This window comes from Virgibacillus ainsalahensis (genome assembly GCF_055380755.1).
Window position 1 is genome coordinate 538,908 of sequence record NZ_AP043943.1, and the last position, 18,181, is coordinate 557,088.

17 protein-coding genes are annotated in these 18,181 nt (G+C 42.0%); 16 read left to right on the plus strand and 1 reads right to left on the minus strand.

Annotated elements, in window-relative coordinates; all coding sequences use genetic code 11:
• Positions 1-10: 10 nt before the first annotated feature.
• The 13 genes from ACZ427_RS02485 to ACZ427_RS02545 all read left to right on the plus strand — a co-directional run bounded on the left by ACZ427_RS02485 (position 11) and on the right by ACZ427_RS02545 (position 14,421).
• Positions 11-1,279 (plus strand): dihydrolipoamide acetyltransferase family protein, encoded by a 1,269-nt coding sequence (locus ACZ427_RS02485; RefSeq protein WP_461178139.1) that lies wholly within the window; start codon positions 11-13, stop codon positions 1,277-1,279.
• A 576-nt stretch (positions 1,280-1,855) separates the two neighbouring features.
• Positions 1,856-3,487, plus strand: a complete 1,632-nt coding sequence (locus ACZ427_RS02490; RefSeq protein WP_461178140.1) for an ATP-binding protein — start codon at positions 1,856-1,858, stop codon at positions 3,485-3,487.
• 22 nt (positions 3,488-3,509) lie between these two features.
• Positions 3,510-4,184, plus strand: a complete 675-nt coding sequence (locus tag ACZ427_RS02495; protein ID WP_461178141.1) for a response regulator — start codon at positions 3,510-3,512, stop codon at positions 4,182-4,184.
• Between the two features lie 126 nt (positions 4,185-4,310).
• Positions 4,311-5,291 carry a tripartite tricarboxylate transporter substrate binding protein gene (locus tag ACZ427_RS02500; RefSeq protein WP_461178142.1) on the plus strand — a complete coding sequence of 327 codons (981 nt, stop codon included), beginning with the start codon at positions 4,311-4,313 and terminating at the stop codon, positions 5,289-5,291.
• Between the two features lie 66 nt (positions 5,292-5,357).
• Entirely contained in the window at positions 5,358-5,801 is a 444-nt protein-coding gene (locus ACZ427_RS02505) for a tripartite tricarboxylate transporter TctB family protein (RefSeq protein WP_461178143.1), read from the plus strand.
• Positions 5,802-5,816: 15 nt separating this feature from the next.
• Positions 5,817-7,316: a tripartite tricarboxylate transporter permease gene (locus ACZ427_RS02510; protein ID WP_461178144.1), complete on the plus strand. Its 1,500-nt coding sequence runs from the start codon at positions 5,817-5,819 to the stop codon at positions 7,314-7,316.
• A 37-nt stretch (positions 7,317-7,353) separates the two neighbouring features.
• A complete protein-coding gene (locus ACZ427_RS02515) occupies positions 7,354-8,727 on the plus strand; it encodes an SLC13 family permease (RefSeq protein ID WP_461178145.1) in 1,374 nt (457 codons plus the stop codon).
• A 96-nt stretch (positions 8,728-8,823) separates the two neighbouring features.
• Positions 8,824-9,735, plus strand: a complete 912-nt coding sequence (prpB, locus tag ACZ427_RS02520; protein ID WP_461178146.1) for a methylisocitrate lyase — start codon at positions 8,824-8,826, stop codon at positions 9,733-9,735.
• Between the two features lie 22 nt (positions 9,736-9,757).
• Positions 9,758-11,176 carry a bifunctional 2-methylcitrate dehydratase/aconitate hydratase gene (locus ACZ427_RS02525; protein WP_461178147.1) on the plus strand — a complete coding sequence of 473 codons (1,419 nt, stop codon included), beginning with the start codon at positions 9,758-9,760 and terminating at the stop codon, positions 11,174-11,176.
• A gap of 193 nt (positions 11,177-11,369) precedes the next feature.
• Positions 11,370-11,528, plus strand: coding sequence for a hypothetical protein (locus tag ACZ427_RS02530; RefSeq protein WP_461178148.1), 159 nt, complete (start codon positions 11,370-11,372; stop codon positions 11,526-11,528).
• Positions 11,500-11,934, plus strand: a complete 435-nt coding sequence (locus tag ACZ427_RS02535) for a hypothetical protein (protein WP_464883514.1) — start codon at positions 11,500-11,502, stop codon at positions 11,932-11,934. The genes ACZ427_RS02530 and ACZ427_RS02535 overlap by 29 nt, the downstream gene beginning before the upstream one ends.
• Positions 11,935-12,283: 349 nt before the next feature.
• The gene (locus ACZ427_RS02540) at positions 12,284-12,961 is read left to right on the plus strand and encodes a plasmid pRiA4b ORF-3 family protein (RefSeq protein WP_461178150.1); all 678 of its coding nucleotides are present in this window, start codon (positions 12,284-12,286) and stop codon (positions 12,959-12,961) included.
• 443 nt (positions 12,962-13,404) lie between these two features.
• Positions 13,405-14,421, plus strand: a complete 1,017-nt coding sequence (locus ACZ427_RS02545; protein ID WP_461178151.1) for an Rpn family recombination-promoting nuclease/putative transposase — start codon at positions 13,405-13,407, stop codon at positions 14,419-14,421.
• Here the strand turns inward: ACZ427_RS02545 and ACZ427_RS02550 are convergent.
• Entirely contained in the window at positions 14,402-14,911 is a 510-nt protein-coding gene (locus tag ACZ427_RS02550; protein WP_464883515.1) for a hypothetical protein, read from the minus strand. The genes ACZ427_RS02545 and ACZ427_RS02550 overlap by 20 nt on opposite strands.
• A 149-nt stretch (positions 14,912-15,060) precedes the next feature.
• Between ACZ427_RS02550 and ACZ427_RS02555 the strand changes: the two genes are divergently transcribed.
• From ACZ427_RS02555 to ACZ427_RS02565, 3 genes are all read left to right on the plus strand, one after another.
• Complete coding sequence (locus ACZ427_RS02555; RefSeq protein WP_461178153.1) at positions 15,061-16,647, plus strand: L-lactate permease; 1,587 nt, start codon at positions 15,061-15,063, stop codon at positions 16,645-16,647.
• A gap of 83 nt (positions 16,648-16,730) precedes the next feature.
• Positions 16,731-17,450: a FadR/GntR family transcriptional regulator gene (locus ACZ427_RS02560; protein ID WP_461178154.1), complete on the plus strand. Its 720-nt coding sequence runs from the start codon at positions 16,731-16,733 to the stop codon at positions 17,448-17,450.
• A gap of 5 nt (positions 17,451-17,455) precedes the next feature.
• Positions 17,456-18,175 (plus strand): (Fe-S)-binding protein, encoded by a 720-nt coding sequence (locus tag ACZ427_RS02565; RefSeq protein ID WP_461178155.1) that lies wholly within the window; start codon positions 17,456-17,458, stop codon positions 18,173-18,175.
• Positions 18,176-18,181: the final 6 nt, after the last annotated feature.

The window sequence follows — 18,181 nt, forward strand, 5'->3', positions numbered from 1 at the left end:
GTGACGAGATATGAGTGAAAATATAGTGATGCCTAAGTTAGGGATGACAATGACTGAAGGAACGATTGAGGAGTGGCATAAGAAATCTGGGGATACTGTTGAAGCAGGGGAAAGTATTGTCCTGATCAGTTCCGAAAAACTGACACAAGAAATTGAAGCACCAGTATCAGGTATGCTGGCCGAAATTAAAACACAGGAAACTGAAGAGGCGAAAGTTGGTGCCATTCTTGGTGTTATCAAACAGGAAGGTGAAGCAACAGCAGATTCAGGAGCAACTGAAACAGAAAATGAACCAGCACCAGAACCTTCACAAGAAAAGGATTCCGTTCAAGCAGTGTCACCCTCAGAAGATAAAGATTCTGAAAAATCGCCAAGTAGCAAAAAAACGGAGAAGGATTCTGAAAAGCGTATTTTTATCTCTCCAATTGCCAGGAAAATGGCCAAGGAAAATGATTTACAAATAGATTTAATAAAAGGCACTGGCGGCAACAACCGGATAACGAGGATCGATATTAACAGGGTACTGAAAAACGGGCATGATCATGCAGGAAGTGAAGCGTTACCAGATGAGACATTTGTCCAGCGTCCAGTTGGTGAAGGACTTAATCCAATGCGGAAAGCAATTGCTCAAAATATGCGAAATAGCCTGGAACAAACAGCTCAATTAACCTTGCATCGCAAAGCGAACGCAGATAAATTAATCGATTTTCAAAAAACATTACGAAAAGAAGCGGAACGAAATGAACGGGATTTAAAATTAAGTTTAACCGTGTTGATTGCCAGAGCATCCGTTCTTGCTTTACAAGATTTTAAAAAGATGAACGCACGATATAAGGACGGGCAATTATCCGAATTTGATGAAGTTCACCTTGGTATTGCAACATCGCTTGATGATGGATTAGTTGTTCCCGTTGTAAAAAATGCTCATCAAAAGACGATAGGCACTTTAGCTGAAGAAATGAAAAAGAAAACGGCAGAAGCGAGAAATGGTGAAGCTGGTGGAGATTCACTTACTGGTTCTACCTTTACAATTACGAATATGGGTGCTAGCGGTATCGAATACTTTACACCTATTTTGAATACGCATGAAACAGGTATACTAGGTGTAGGGACATTACAGGATGAGTTAGCTCTAACAGAAGACGAAAAAGTGAAGTCGGTTAGGAAGATGCCGTTCAGTTTAACTTTCGATCATCAGATTTTAGATGGAGCAACAGCCTCTGAATTCTTAGAGATATTAATAGGTTATATCGAATCTCCTTATCTATTAGTGCTTTAAGAAACAAGAAAGTGGAAATGAAAGTTTCAAGGGAAACCCGAAAAAATTTCAAGTTAGATCTTTTCCCTGTGAAGAGAGAAAAAGTTTGGGGTGTCTTGAACGCCCTAAGACAAGAGGAAGTGCCACACCTGTGGCACCGAACTGACCCATGTGGTAGTCCGAAAACTTTAACTTACAGTAGCTATTTTTGCTCATGAGAGTTAAAGATTTCAGACCTCGAGGGGGTAGTTTGCTTTCGCTGGCCGTGGCTTACATTGTAACCAAAATATATACCGCAAACTTAATTTATGTAATTTCTTTAAACTGTGAAAGTAAGAATGATATGACTCTTACTTTCACAGTTTTCCTTTTCATCCTCGGGGCGGTACGATGGGCCTGTCCCTTTGTCCCCCTCATCTTCCTTCGCTCTAGACCAACGAATAAAACGGGACAAGGAACCTGTCCCTGTGTCCCACTCCAGATTAATTATTCTTAACTGCCTGTCGATTCTCTGCTATACTAGTTTCGTTAATAGGAAGTTTTCCCGTGTCAGCCATATTTCGAGCATTGTGTAGCGGAAGCCATAGATGAAAGTTTATGCGTCCATATTATATTCATTTAGAAAAAAATCAGGTGATTGAATTGATAAATCGTTTGTTTAATGCTTCATTACAAACCAAAATTACAGGCTTATTACTAGGTGTTATCATTGCCATTATCCTCATTCTTTCAACTTTCTATGCCTATTCAACCGTCGAACAAATTCTTGCCAATAAAAATAGGCTGAGCATGCAAACTGCCAGAACAGTATCTCTTTTGCCTTCTGTCAAAGATGCGCTGGAAGAGGGGGATGGCAGGAAATCATTACAATTTCTTACAGACCAGTTTAGCATGGAAAATGAGGCAGATTTCATTATTATCCAAGACAAGAAAGGGCGGATTTTAACCCATCCGAACGAAGAATACCTCGGTAAGGTGCAGGCATTTGATGATGGATTTAAAGCACGGGTGTTTGGCGGTTATTATAATATGGAATCCGCTGAATTTTTAGCCCCTTCTATTGTAGGCATTGCCCCCATTTTTTCGGAGACGGGCAGTGTCTTAGGGGTAACGACTGTGGGTTATTTGAAAGGGAGCACATTAGCTCTCATATATGAGCGAATAAGATTTATCCTGTATCTTTCCGTTGCTGTTATTATTATCGGGGTTGTGTTGGGCTATTTATTGGCGCGGCATATCAGGAAGGAAACATTCGGGTATGAGCCTAGGGAAATTGCCGCGTTGTACAGTAGGCAGGATACGTTGCTTTCCTCATTAAACGAAGGAGTAGTTGCTGCTGATGAGCATGGTAAGACTACCCTCATCAACAATTCTGCAAAGGACCTTCTGGAAATTACTGATGCATATATTCATAGGCCTGTCGGTGAGTTGCTTCCCACACTGGAATATAACGAGGTTTATGAAACAAAGGATGCTAAATTAAATCAAGAAATTTATTTACGAAATAAAGCGCTCATTGTAAATATGGCTCCAATGTTTACACAAGGGGAATTTTCCGGGGTAGTTGCCATAATAAGGGATAGGACCGAAATCACGGAAATGATTAACACACTGTCTGAAGTGAAAAAGTACTCCGATGATTTACGTGCGCAAACCCATGAATTTGCTAATAAAATGCATCTGATCTCCGGTATGCTGCAATTGGGGAACTATAGTCAAGTAATGGAAATGATTGATAGGGAAATGAACCATATTCAAAAAAACAATCGTAGTATCTTCAACCAAATTGAAGATACAAATGTTCAGGCAATTTTAATCGGAAAGATGGGCAAGGCTTCCGAGAAGAAAATTGATTTTATGATTGATGAAGGTAGTTATCTAAGTCCATTGCCGCCCCATATTGAAGTAGCTGAGCTTATTACCATTATCGGAAATTTGGTGGATAATGCTTTAGAGGAAGTAATGGTCGTATCTCGCCCGTTCGTGGTCTTTTCGACAATTGATATTGGAAAAGATATTATTTTTGAGGTTTCAGATAATGGCAGCGGGATGAAGGAAGAAGATCAGGAAACTATTTTTCAGCCTGGCTATTCAACGAAAGGAAACGGGAACACCAGGAGAGGATTTGGCTTGTATAATGTTAGGGCTGCAGTAAATAAATTGAATGGCAGCATAGAGGTAGACTCAAGCCAGCAAGGAACTACGATAACGGTTTATATTCCTAAATAATAGCTAAAGGGGGACTGTTAAAATGATTGATATCGTAATTGCAGAAGATGATTTTCGAATCGCCAATATCCATGAAGAGTTTCTGGGTAAGATGGAGGGATTAAAAGTAATTGGTAAGGCATTAACCGGTGAACAGACCCTCTCCCTAACAAAAGAACTTAAACCGGATTTAATTTTGCTGGACATTTACCTGCCGGATTATTTAGGTACCGCGTTAATACCAAAAATAAGGGAAATTCACCCCCATACGGATATCATTATTATAACAGCAGCGAAAGAGAAAGAACTGTTAGAAAAAAGCATGCGTAAAGGGATTACAAACTATTTGATCAAACCAGTTAGTTTGGAGCGTTTCACAACCGTAATGAATGAATATAAAAAGCAAAAAGATTTATTGAAACAGAAAGAATATATCGATCAGAGTACCGTTGATGAGCTGCTGTTTTCGTCCGTGAACAAGCAGGCCGAAGAAGGGGTATTGCCAAAGGGGATTGACCGGGTGACTTTAGCGAAGGTTCAACACATGATTGAAGAAGAGAAAAAAACCTGGTCGGCAGAGGAAATGGGGAAACAAATTGGCTCATCAAGAACAACTGCCCGGCGCTATCTGGAATATTTGGTTTCTGATGGTGTTGTTAAAGTAGAACAGGAATATGGCATTATTGGCCGACCGGAAAGGAGGTATTCTCTCTGTTAATTATATTCATGAACAAAATGCACAAAAAATGGTTTAATTCGTTTATTTCGCTTATTTTGAAAACGTTTACATAACTTAATATTCAATTTACAATTTATTTAAATCTAAAAAACAAGGGGGATAACCATGAAAAAATATGTGGGATTATTACTCATTCTTACAATGGTTCTTATCGCAGGCTGCTCGTCAGAAAGCAGCGGATCTGAAGGGAATTTTCCAAACGGGAATATTGAATTTGTTGCTCCAGCTACGCCAGGTGGCGGATGGGATGCTACCGCAAGAGCGATGCAGAAAATTCTTGGTGATGAAGGAATTATAGAAGAAAATATTAATGTCTCCAATAAGCCCGGGGGTGGTGGAGAAGTTGGCTGGCAATACCTACTAGGCCAGGATGCCCATACAATTTCCATTAATTCCAGTTTGTTGGTTGCAAATAATTTACTGGGACAAAGTGAACTTACCTATGAGGATTTCACCCCATTAGGAATTTTAAGTACCGAATGGGTCTCTGTAGCCGTTTCCCCTGACTCACAATTTGAAACAGGGGCAGAAGTCATGGAAGCCTTAAAAGAAGATCCAACTTCATTAACCATTGGTGTTGGTCCAAGCCTTGGAAATAGTGATCATTTATCTTTTGTTCAAGCCGCTCAGGAATTTGGAGTCGATGTTTCCCAAGTAGAATTTCTGGTTTATGAAAGTGGTGGAGATGTGCTAACGGCATTATTAGGCGGTCATGTAGATGTTGCAACCATGTCCGTTTCTGAGTCAAAGGAACAACATCTTGCTGGAGAGCTGAACATTATAGCTGTTAGCTCAGAGGAGAGAATAGAAGGACTTGACGAAGTAAGTACATGGCAGGAACAGGGTGTAGATATGGTCTTTCCTCACTGGAGAGGTGTAATGGGACCTCCTGATATGTCTGAGGAAGAGATTGCATATTGGGATGAAAAAATTGGAGAAATGGTGGAGACCGAAGCCTGGGAGGAAGTAATGAGTAATAATGAATGGGAACCATTCTATCATAACAGCGAGGAATCCCAGGAATTTTTAGCCGAGCAAACAGAAAGATTCGATGAATTGATGTCAGAAGCAGGTTTAATCGATTAAATCTCTTGGGGTGAATCTAGTGAAAATAGGTTCATCCCGTCTGTAGATATTTTAGGAGGGTTGGATGTGGCTAGATTAATTACACCTGTGTTTTTTTTAGGGATCGGCATTGTTTACCTGCTCTTGACGTCTAATCTTACAAGGTCGCGTGTAGGTGATCCAAATGGGCCGCTGTATTTTCCGCTTCTAGTCGGGGCAGTGTTAGTTCTCTTTAGTATTATTTACTTCGTACAAGAGTGGAGGCAACGTGATGAGAAATTTGAGCAATTAAAAGCACTGTTTACAGGCAGAGCGCCGTTTTTGATTGTATCCACATTGGTTTTGATTTTTGTGTATACATTCCTATTTGAACGAATAGGTTTTTTAATTTCTACCATTATTTTCTTAACAGGTTTGTTATTTGTCATAAATGGAAGGAAGCCATGGATTAAAAATATATTAATTTCGGTTATATTTTCTTTTGTATCCTGGTATTCATTTTCCGAATTATTAAATGTAAGTTTACCATAGAAAGGAGCACATATTATGGGGGTGGACGTACAAAGCTTTATAGAAGGTCTGACCACAGCACTTCAGCCTATGAATCTTTTATGGGTTTTGATTGGCGGTTTTTTAGGGACGGTAGTAGGTATGCTTCCAGGATTAGGACCGGCTACAGCAGTTGCTGTATTAATCCCGATCACTTTCGGAATGGAACCTACGAGTGCATTGGTGCTTATGGCAGCCATTTACTACGGGGCAATGTATGGTGGTTCAAGAAGTTCGATCTTACTTAATACGCCAGGTGATGGTTCGGCAATTGCCGCTACATTTGATGGATATCCAATGTCTAAAAAGGGACAGGCAGGCCAGGCATTAACGATTTCAGCAATTGCTTCGCTAATCGGGGGGACAGTTGCAATTGTAGGTTTTATCTTACTGGCAAAGCCATTGGCATCTTTTGCTCTTAATTTTGGACCAGCAGAATATTTCCTGCTGCTCGTATTTACCCTGTCAGCGATTGTATCTCTTTCACGGGGGAACATGGTCAAAGGGTTTATCTCTATGAGTGTAGGGCTGCTTTTAAGCACAGTCGGAATTGACTTGCAAACAGGGGTGCACAGATTTACGTTTGATATTCCGCAATTAAGCGAAGGTATTGATTTCTTAGTAGTAATTATCGGGATATATGCTGTGGGTGAAGTGCTTTACAATCTCATAGGCATTGATCAAATCAAAAAGGAAAAAAATAAAGTAGGAAAGAAAGGTATATCCAGGGAGCAATGGAACCAGACGAAATGGCCAATGCTAAGACAGGGGCCGATTGGGTTTCTGATTGGCGTCCTGCCAGGTGCCGGTGGGTCTATCGCATCGATGCTAAGTTATACAACGGAACAGCAGCTATCCAAGCACCCAGAAAAGTTTGGAAAGGGTGCAATTGAGGGACTTGCGGCTCCGGAGTCTTCTAACAATGCTGCTTCTGTCGGAAGTTTTATCCCACTTCTTACCATGGGGATTCCCGGATCTGGAACAACAGCAGTTATATTAGGTGCTCTAATTATGCTAGGGCTGCAGCCTGGCCCGCTGCTGTTCGAAAATAACCCGGAAACAGTATGGACCTTAGTGAACAGTATGTTTATTGGAAACTTGTTTCTTGTATTAATCAATATCCTTTTAATCGGGCTATTAGTGAAAATTTTGGATACACCTCCCAAAATTCTTTATCCCATGGTATTGGTATTGGCTTTTATTGGGACCTATACACTAAGTTACAGTATTATCGATTTCTACATTCTCGTTATTTTTGGGTTGATCGGGGTGATGATGAAACTGCTTAAATTCCCTATTGCCCCATTGATTCTTGCAGTAATTGTGGGGGCTGATATGGAACAGAATTTCAGAAAAAGTATCGTTTCCTTTGATAATGTTTTCGGTGTATTTTTTGCATCACCGATTACAATCACTTTGCTGATTATGACGATTCTATCGGTTTGCTATCCTTTCCTTGTTGGGTGGATAAAAAAGCGTAAAGAAGAAAGAGGATAAAAGAGTCTTGCCCTTTCTTTAAGGGGGAGGATGAAAGATGAAAAAGAACATATTGCTGTCTATTTCTGCATTACTTTACGTTTTATTTTTCTTTTTTGGTGCAGATTGGAGCCTTCAAATAAAAGCAGTGGGAACACTTTTGATTATTCAAATTCTCTGGATAGGAAGGGTGTTCCCCTTGGCTTTCAGTTCGGTTATCCTTATTGTGCTATTGTCTTTTCACTTTACCTCTTATGAAGAGGTGCTAAGCTACTTAGGATCCAGTTTAGTCTGGCTGTTATTTTCTACATTTATACTGGCACACGCATTTGTGCGAACTGGTGTAGCGGGCAGAATAGCACTTTCGATTTTGAATCTCGCAAAGGGATCCGGCAGATTATTGATTTTCTTATCCTTTATCATGATGTTTGTTCTGACTGTATTTATCCCGTCAAACATTGGAAAAGGGAAATTAATCAGCGATATCCTGGATGATTTATTAATGAAATTAGGTGAAATTCAACGCACTACGAATTTAGGAAAATCATTGTTTATCGGGACTGCGTATGTCAGTGCGATTTCTGCTGCGTTTGTTCCTACTGGTGCAAGTTCTACCATCTATGCATTCGGGATGTTTTCCACTGTCTCCAATGAAATGAGCTATATTAACTGGTTGATCTATTTTAGTTTTCCTATGTTTTTATTTGTGTTTATGCTCTGGGTGCTGTTTCAGGTTGCATTCCCGATAGAGAAGGTTGATCAGGAGAAGGTAAAGCAGCTTATCTATTCCAGAAAACAGAAGTTAGGCAAATGGGATATTCAGGAAATAAAGATGGCACTTATTATAGCGTTTACACTTGTTTTATGGCTGACCCATGCTTGGCATGGCTATTCCATTCCGCTTGTCGGGATGCTTGGAGCTACTCTGGTCGTACTGCCTTATGTAGGGGTGGTGGACTGGGAAGAAGCAAGAACAGCTATCAATTGGGATATGATGTTGTTCTTTGGAGCTACATTAATGCTGTCCAATATGTTGATCGATACAGGAGCGATGAGCCAATTTGCAGGCTGGTTAACCAGTTCCTTTGAAAATATTCACCCTGCTGTGGTGGTTGCTGGTTTATGTGTACTTACAGCTCTCGCTAGAATCTTATTTGTTAATGTGCTTGGCTTTTTAACCATCGCTCTGCCGCTTGCCCTTATTCTGGGTGATCAGATAGCAATATTTAGTTCCTTGGAATTGGCGATGGCGGTGTATTTGGTTGGGATCCCCGGATTTTTATTAATTACACAGTCCCCGGTGCATTTGATAACTCACGCGTATGGTTATTATAACCAACGAGATTTATTTCGAGTGGGAATGGTCGCAATGGCGGGATGGCTCATCATTGTTTTTCTAAGCATCTTTTTCTATTGGAAAATTGTAATTTAAAGAGGGCAGTGGTGCCGAGTAATATAAGAAGAGGGACCCTTTACTCATCTGCCTTGGCAAATGAGATGAGTCTATTATTATATGAGGAGGTAGACAATGACTTGGCTGGTTTCTGAACAACAATCTCAATTGACATTGGCTAATAAGTTTATAGAAGCGATGGAGAAAGGCGAAATACTTAAAATAGCGGGAGCTCACGATGGAATGGCAGGACTGGTAGGAAAAAAGCTGGGCTTTGAAGCTTTATATTTGTCTGGAGCCGCTTTAACAGCAAGCAAAGGGCTACCCGATATTGGTCTATTAAATTCAAGTGAAGTCGCTGAAAAGGCAAACGAAATTGTGCGAGCCACGGATCTTCCGTTGTTAGTGGATATAGACAATGGTTTTGGAGGTCCTTTAAATATTGCCCGTACAGTTAAAGAGTTATTAGAAACAAGGGTGGCTGCTATTCAGCTTGAGGATCAGAAAATACCTAAGAAATGTGGTCATCTAAACGGCAAACAATTAATATCAACCAAAGAAATGGTGGAAAAAATAAAAACGGTAAAGAAAGTTGCTCCGTCTCTGGTCCTTATTGCAAGGACAGATGCACTCGGTGTCGAAGGAATGGATCAAGCAATAGAGAGAGCTAAGGCATATGCCGAAGCTGGTGCTGATGCTATTTTCCCCGAAGCTATGACCACGCAAGAACAGTTTACCAAGGCATCTGAACAAATCAAGCTCCCTTTGTTGGCAAATATGACTGAGTTTGGGAAAACGCCATATTTCAGTGCTTCAGATTTTCAAGAGATGGGCTATTCCATGGTGATCTATCCAGTGACTTCTTTAAGAGTTGCTGCAAAGGCTTATGAGAGAGCGTTTCAGGAAATAGTGGAGAAAGGAACACAGAAGGATATCCTCGATGATATGCAAACAAGAGAAGAACTATACGAACTCATAAAGTTGAAGGAATACGAGGAACTCGATAATAACATTGCTGAAACAGTGCTCCCGGATCAAAATGAATAAAGGGGTGTAAGGTGTGGAACTGATGGGACAAGAAGTAGATACGGTATTAGAACAGATAGGTGATTACGCACTTGACCACAAGGTAGGCGATGAGGAATCATTTGACGTTGCTGCTGAAGTTTTAATGGATAGCTTAGGGTGTGCGATGCTTTCCCTGAATTACCCAGCTTGTACAAAACTTCTGGGATCAATTGTTCCTGGTCAAGTTAATGAAGGAAGTTACATACCAGGTACAGATTATTACTTGGATCCGGTTCAAGCAGCTTTTAACCTCGGTACGATGATAAGGTGGCTTGATTATAATGATTGCTGGCTTGCTCAGGAGTGGGGCCACCCATCCGATAACTTAGGAGGAATCCTGTCGATTGCTGATTATCTAAGCAGGAAAAATAAAAATAAGGGAAGAAAGCCATTAAAAATAAAGGACGTGCTCCAGGCCGCTATCAAAACGCATGAAATTCAGGGCATGCTAGCCGTAGACAACAGTCTTAATCGCGAAGGGCTTGATCATGTGCTTTTTGTAAAAGTAGCGACCACGGCCGTTACGACCGCTATGCTCGGTGGAACAAAAGAAGAGGTCGTTAATGCTGTTTCCAATGCATGGATTGACAATGCAAGCCTAAGGACTTATCGGCACTTTCCTAACGCAGTATCCAGAAAATCCTGGGCTGCAGGGGATGCAACAAGCAGGGGTGTATGGTTATCCTTTATGTCATTAAAAGGAGAAATGGGATATCCTTCCGCATTGACGTCTGAGCAATGGGGTTTTGAAGATGTCATGATGGATGGCAAAAGTATTTCTTTATCCAGTGCGTTAGACGATTATGTAATGAAGCATATCCTGTTTAAGATTTCTTTTCCCGCTGAATATCATGCTCAAACTGCAGCAGAATGTGCTTTTGAATTGCATGAGGAAGTAAAGGATAAATTGGATGAGATAGAGGAAATTGTTATTGATACACATGAATCAGCAGTTCGTATCATTGATAAGAAAGGGCCTCTCAAAAATCCTGCAGACAGGGATCACAGTTTACAGTATATCACTGCAGTAGGTCTTATTTATGGAAATATAACCGCAGATCACTACGAGGATAACATCGCCAAAAATCCAATCGTTGATGAGTTGCGGGATAAAATGACGGTAAGAGAAAATCCGGAGTACTCACGTGATTATTTAGATCCAAATAAACGCTCCATAGCCAATGCTGTTCAAGTGAAATTCAAAGACGGCACTTTAACGGGAAAATTGGAGAAGCATTACCCAATGGGACATCGTTTTCGCAGGGATGAAGCACGGCCTTTGCTGTATAAAAAGTTTGAAGATAATGTTTCCACTCGATTTTCCCAAGAGAAAACGAATGAATTGAAATCTATTTTCTTAGATAAAGAGAACTTGTACAGAATGGATGTAGATGAGTTTATGGATAAGTGGAAGAAATAAAAGTAGCGGGGCTGAGGTCAAAAGTGTAATGGATGATAGATAGATTTTCGCGCATTTATGTTTCGAATTACCCTAGTACAGCTATTCCAGCTCCTTTACTTATCGCTTTTGTAGTGGGACAATAAGTCTTTCACTTAAGTCCCGCTCTTCGTCAAGGGATGTGTATCAGTGAAGCCAGCAAAGGAGTGAGAAAATGTATATTAAAAAGGCAGCGGATGAATCATTAATAAAGGGTACAGATGCATCTGTTTCCGACTTTTGGCGCTGGGCGTATTCTGATATGCTTAGTAATACCAATAGAGGCATACTGGCTGAGTTTTTAGTTGGCCATGCATTTGGGATTAACCGATAATCCTAGGATTGAATGGGATAAGGCAGACTTCGAATATCATGGAAAATTCATCGAAGTAAAATCAGGAGCATATATCCAGACATGGAAACAATACCAGCTGTCCAAAATTGTGTTCAATATTCCTAAAGCAAAAGCATGGGATTATGAAACAGGAAAGATGGGTATGGATTCACAGCGGAATTCGGACTGCTATGTATTTTGTATTTACAAGGATCAAGACAAAACCAATTATGATGTACTGGATGTATCTCGTTGGGAATTTTATATCGTATCGACGGATTATCTTAACCAGCATTTTCCCGATCAAAAATCTATTTCCCTATCAACCATTCGGAAAGTATGTGAAGCGATGGACTATGCTTGTTTAAAAAACAGAATTGATGAGGTATTGGGTCTTGGAGAGTGAATGTTCTTTCTCAGTAATCTGTCAAAATGGAAAACATTTTATACCAAAAGGCAACCCTCACCAATAGTGGCGGTTGCCTTTTGTTTTGTACTTCATTACCCGCAACCACAAAAAAATAGGTTTATGCTTATGCATTAAGATTAACTATCTCTATTCAAGGGAATACTATCACCAAAATCTGGGGATATTGAATCGGTTAAACACACTCCTGAATGGCTTCTCTTGTGTTCCATTTTTACCGGGCTTCACTCGTGTGTTTAAATACAGAGAAGCAATCTTCCTTCGCTCTAGACTAACGAATAAAATGGGACAAGGAACCTGTCCCTTTGTCCCTAAAGGAGAGGATCAAATGAAGGCGTATCAAATCAAAATAGAACTCATTGGCTCAGAACCGCTAATCTGGAGAAGGGTTGTTATGCCGGCTGGAGCGACATTTAACAGACTTCATGATGTTATACAATCGGTGTCAAATTTTCAGGGAGGATATCCCGGTTCCTACCATCTATTTGAATTTGAACTAATGGAGGATAATATTAGAGTAACCAATGATGAGGAAGCATATCAAGAACATAAATATTTTAAGAAAAATCGTAAGGAAATTGAAGGAAAAATGAAAGCTAATGCTACACCCGAGACAGCTAAGTTTCTAGAGACACAACTTAAAAATCTGAATACAGAAATCCGCAAACCCGCTGGTATTAAGATAGATACATATATCGAAAAGTATGGAGAACTCACGTATAGCTATGATTTCGGCGATAATTGGCAATTTATTATTACGCTAGAGGAAGTCGTAGAAGACTATAAGTATGGTTATCCAATCTTGACTGATGGGGCTGAAACTGCACCGCCAGAAGATGTTGGGGGGCTTGGGGGATATGATGAATTTCTCAAAGCTTATCATCATAAAAGTCATCCCGAGCATGAGGAAACCGTGGAATGGGCTGAGGGGCAAATGTATAGAGAGTATGACAAAAACTTTATTAACAGAATGCTGAAATTCATAAAGTATAAGAAAAATGAGTAGTTTGTTTTATTAGTGCAGAATTATACGTGGTCGTTTTTAGAAAGTTATTTTAATATATAGACTAAAGGTTAAAAGGTTGCCATCAAGGCAACTTTTTTTGGCAGTTAAGAAAGTATAAAACTTTCTTAACTGCATAAGTGCAACTAAGGCATTCGCCACAAAAGCTTGGCGATGCCAAGTTTTCTAATGCCCAGCATGGGTGCAGGATCCAGGATGAAAATCCCGAACAGTGAAGGCAGTAGTAGACGTAGCTTAAGAAAAGGGCATAAAGGGTGACTTTTATGTCTGTAAGAAGTCGGCAGCAAACTTCTACCTCGATGGGACGACTGAGTGAAGAATGAACGGGACAAGGAACCTGTCCCTTAAGTCCCCCGGCAAATATCGTTCTCCTCCTTATTTAAAGATGTTATAATGAAGGTAACTGAAATGGGGTGAAGTGAATCATGCAAGCGAAAGTATTGAAACGAATACCACTTGAACGACTGATGGATCTTAAAGTAGATTACGCATTCAAACAGCTATTCGGAAGTGAAAAGAATAAGGACATTACCGTCGTATTTCTCAATACCATTATGCAAAGAACAGGGCATGACCGTATTACGGACATTACTTTCTCCAATACGGAAGCTGGTGGCGCGTATGCGAATGATAAACAATCCAGGCTTGACCTTTTAGTCGTCACAAATGCAGGGGAATGGATTAATGTAGAAATTCAGTTCACGAACCAATATGATATGATTAATCGCTCTATTTATTATTGGGCCGGCGTATACCGTGCTCCATTGAAGCCAAAGATGGGATATAGAGAATTACGTCCTGTTATTGCGATTAATATATTAAATTTTGACATGATTGATCAAACGGAACGCTTTCACACCACGTATCATTTATATGAAGATGAAGAAAAATTTAAGTTGACCGATACAATGGAATTCCACTTTATAGAGATGTCAAAGCTTATTCGTGATTGGAAAGCGGAAAAGCTAAATCCGTGGGACGATTTGTTGGCTCGTTGGTTATTATTATTGGGGATTGTCGACGGCCGTGAGGGAAAAATTTATGATGATATCTTTAAAGAATTGGAGGAGATTGCCATGAAGGATGAAACGCTTCGCACTGCATTTCAAAGTTGGGAGGCTCTCAGCGGCTCACAAGAAGAAGTGCTTGCCTATGAAGCCCGTCTGAAAAGAGTACTGGATGAGGAAGCAGCTGTCCGTGAAGCTGAACTTCGTATACAGGAGGCTGAACGACTTTTAAAAGAAGCTGAACGTCGTGCACAGGAAACTGAACGTCGTGCGCAGGAAGCTGAACAAGAAGGAGAAAAAAGAGAAGAAAGGGGGAGGCAAAAGGAAAAAGAAGTGACAGCCCGCCGCCTTTTATCAAAGGGAATGGAAATTGATGATGTTATGGAATTAACAGAGTTAACGGAAGAGGAAGTTATTAAAATAAAAAATGAATAAGTTGGGGTGCGTTGAGGGACACAGGATCAGGTTGCTGGTGGGACATAGGGACAGGTCCCTTGTCCCAGCAGGGTTGAAAGTTAGATTTCCTTTTTGAATCTGGGTTACTGTCCCTCCGTTCCCTGCCATCGCCTGAATCTAGCAGGACATCGCCCTTGAGTTTGTGATCATCGCCCGAATCCATCCGTACATCGCCCTTGAGCCAGTGAGCATCACCCGAATCTAGCAAGACATCGCCCTCGAGCCAGTGAGCATCGCCCGAATCCAGCAAAACATCGCCCTCGAGCCAGTGAGCATCACCCGAATCTAGCAAGACATCGCCCTCGAGCCAGTGAGCATCGCCCGAATCCAGCAAAACATCGCCCTCGAGCCAGTGAGCATCACCTGAATCCAGCCGCACATCGCCCTCGAGCAAGTGATCATCACCCGAATCCATCAGCACATCGCCCTCGACCTTTTCAGTGGTCTCGAACTTGTCCCTGCGTTCCACCCCCGTCTCGAAAAAAAGGGTTGCATCTTCAAATGAAAGCGGTTAATATATGTAATAAGGTCATCTGATGACCTTATTATTAAAAGTGATGTGGTAGTTTGATGGGATGAGAGAAAAATGATCTTAAAAAGACAACGGGGAGGGATCAGATGTTGATGCTGGTGGCACTTAGTGCAGTTATTGCTCCTTTTATCTTACTGGTATTATTACGGATGCCAGCGATTAAGGGGATGTCCATAAGTTCTATTATCGTTATTTTACTGGCGATTACCGTATGGGGGATGGAAGGTCAAGTTGTTGTATCCTCGATGCTTCAAGGCGTACATAAGACATTAACGATTCTATTAATCTTGTTTGGGGCACTGGTGTTATTGAACACACTCAGAAATACAGGGGCAGTGGATCGTATTAATCAAGGGTTTCAAAGTATATCAAAGGACATGCGGGTGCAACTGGTCATTGTGGCCTTTCTGTTCGGTTCATTAATCGAGGGGGCTGCAGGATTTGGTACACCCGCGATGGTTACGGCGCCATTAATGCTGGCGCTGGGATTCAAGCCACTGGCGGCTGTTGCTACGGCATTGATTGCCGACAGTGCTGCCGTAGCTTTTGGAGCGGTAGGAACGCCGGTGCTGGTAGGGTTGAGTACCTTGCCGGGTGCAGATACAGCTTTTTTTCATGACGTGGGTTTTACCGTGACATTAATTGATTTATTTGGCGGGACATTTATTCCCTTTATCCTGATGCTGATTCTGACGTTATTTTTTGGCAAGGGAAATGGAATCAAAGATGCATTTGCCATGTTGCCTTGGACGTTATTGATCGGGATTACCTATACGGGTTCTGCCTTACTCTATTCGTATCTGTTCGGCCCGGAATTCGTAGCTATTCTTGGTGCACTGACTGGTCTGGTTGTAGCAGCATTGACGGCGAAGAAAGGGTGGCTTCTGCCAAAAGCAGTTTGGACGGATGCTATGCAGGAAGACTTCGAGGTCAATAAGGAGAAATCAGAAATGGGACTGTTGACGGCATGGTCCCCATACCTGATTGTTGTGGCCTTGCTGCTTCTGACACGAATTGTGCCATGGCTGCAGGAATTCACGCAGACAGCGATTGATTTAACATGGTCGGATATTCTTGGAGTGGAAGGGATCACTTCGGACTGGGAGCTGCTATATTCACCTGGGACGATTCTTGTGGTTACTGCCATACTGGCGGCGCTGATCCAGCGTAAGTCTTTTGCCAACTTTGGAAATGCGGCGAAACAATCCCTGTCCACCATAAAAATAACCGGATTCACATTGTCGGCAACACTTGCCATGGTGCATGTGTTCAGTAATTCCGGACTGAATGTGAATGACCTGATGAGCATGCCGGAGTATATTGCTCAAGGGATGGCCAGTACATTCGGTCCGATGTGGATTTTCGTGGCGCCGTTTCTTGGGGAATTGGGATCGTTCATTACCGGCAGTGCCACGGTCTCCACGCTCACCTTCTCTCCGGTGCAGTATAATATCGCGGAGGCGACGGGGATGAATGTGAACATCGTGCTGGCTTCCCAACTTGTCGGGGCCGGTGCGGGAAATATGATTTGTGTCCATAATGTCGTGGCAGCAAGCGCTGTTGTCGGGATAGAGGGGAAAGAAGGAAATGTGATCCGGAAAACATTGGCGCCCGCTCTGTTTTACGGCGTGCTTGCCGGAATCGGCGGATTTATTTTGATGAACCTTCTATAGCATGGGTGAAGACGTGACGGTTCATCTTTTCAACCCTATGTGTTTCCAGTAAAATGGGTGCTAATGACGAGGAGATGAAAAGCATGGACTATAAACATATTCGAACGAAAAAAATTTATGAAGAAGTTGCAGATTCCCTGATTGAGATGATTAAGGTCGGAAGCTTGAGCCCGGGGGATAAGCTGGAATCCGTGGAACAGCTGGCGAAGAACTTCGATGTTGGCCGTTCTGCAATCAGGGAGGCGCTCAGTGGACTCAGGACCATGGGACTTGTGGAAATGCGACAGGGGGAGGGCACGTATGTGAAGGAATTTGATGCCTCAAAATTCACCTTGCCGGTACCCTCCGCCTTTTTAATGAAGATGGAAGATGTGAAAGAACTGTACCAGGTCCGCAAAATTCTTGAAGTGGGGACAGCTGGACTTGCTGCTGCGCATCACCAGGAGGAAGATCTGCTTGCGATTGAAAAGGCGCTGGAAGAGATGAAAGATACCAATGGGAATGAGGAATTGGCAGAAAAAGCTGATCATGGTTTCCACTTGGCGATTGCTAAGGCGACCCATAATCAGATGCTGATTTACCTGATGGGCAGTGTGTCGGAAATTATGGCGGAGACCATCAGAGAAACACGCCGCTTATTACTGTATTCCGAGGGGAGAGCGGATCAGCTCTTTACGGAGCATCAATTAATCTATGAAGCAATCAAGGAAGGGCAGTCTGACCAGGCCGAGAAGTATATGTACGATCATTTGGCTGTTGTGGAAAGGCTGCTGTTTAAACATATCGAAAAACAAGAGGAGTGAGGGTTATGAAAGTCTCATTATTTATAACTTGTTTGAGTGACATCATGACACCGGAAGTTGGCAAAAACACACTGGAAATATTGGAGAGGGCCGGTTGTGAGGTGGATTTTCCGGAATCACAGACCTGTTGTGGGCAGCCTGCCTTTAACAGTGGCTATCTTCAGGACGCACAAGGGGCCATGAAGCAGACAATAAAAGCGTTTAAAGCATCCGATTATGTGGTGGGCCCATCCGGTTCCTGTGTCGGAATGCTGCGGGAATATCCGAAAATATTTGCCGGTGATCCCCAATGGGAAGAGGAAGCGAAGGCACTGGCTGCGAAGTCTTTTGAAATCACGCAGTTTCTCGTGGATGTCTTGGGAATCGTGGATACGGGTTCGACCTTCAAGGGGAAAGTCACCTATCACCCATCCTGCCATATGACCCGTATACTTGGCGTAAAGGATGCACCGAAAAAACTTTTACAGCATGTGGAGGGAGTGGAATTCGTTGAGTTGCCGATCGCGGAGGACTGTTGCGGATTCGGCGGAACTTTTGCCGTGAAGAGCCCGGTGATCTCGGGGGAAATGGTCAAGGAAAAATCGCGTCACGTGACCGAAACACAAGCCGAATATCTGGTTGGCGGTGATATGGGCTGTTTGATGAACATTGGCGGACGGATGACAAGAGAAGGCAAGAACATCAAAATCCTGCACATTACGGAAATACTAAATCACCATAACTAGGAGGGG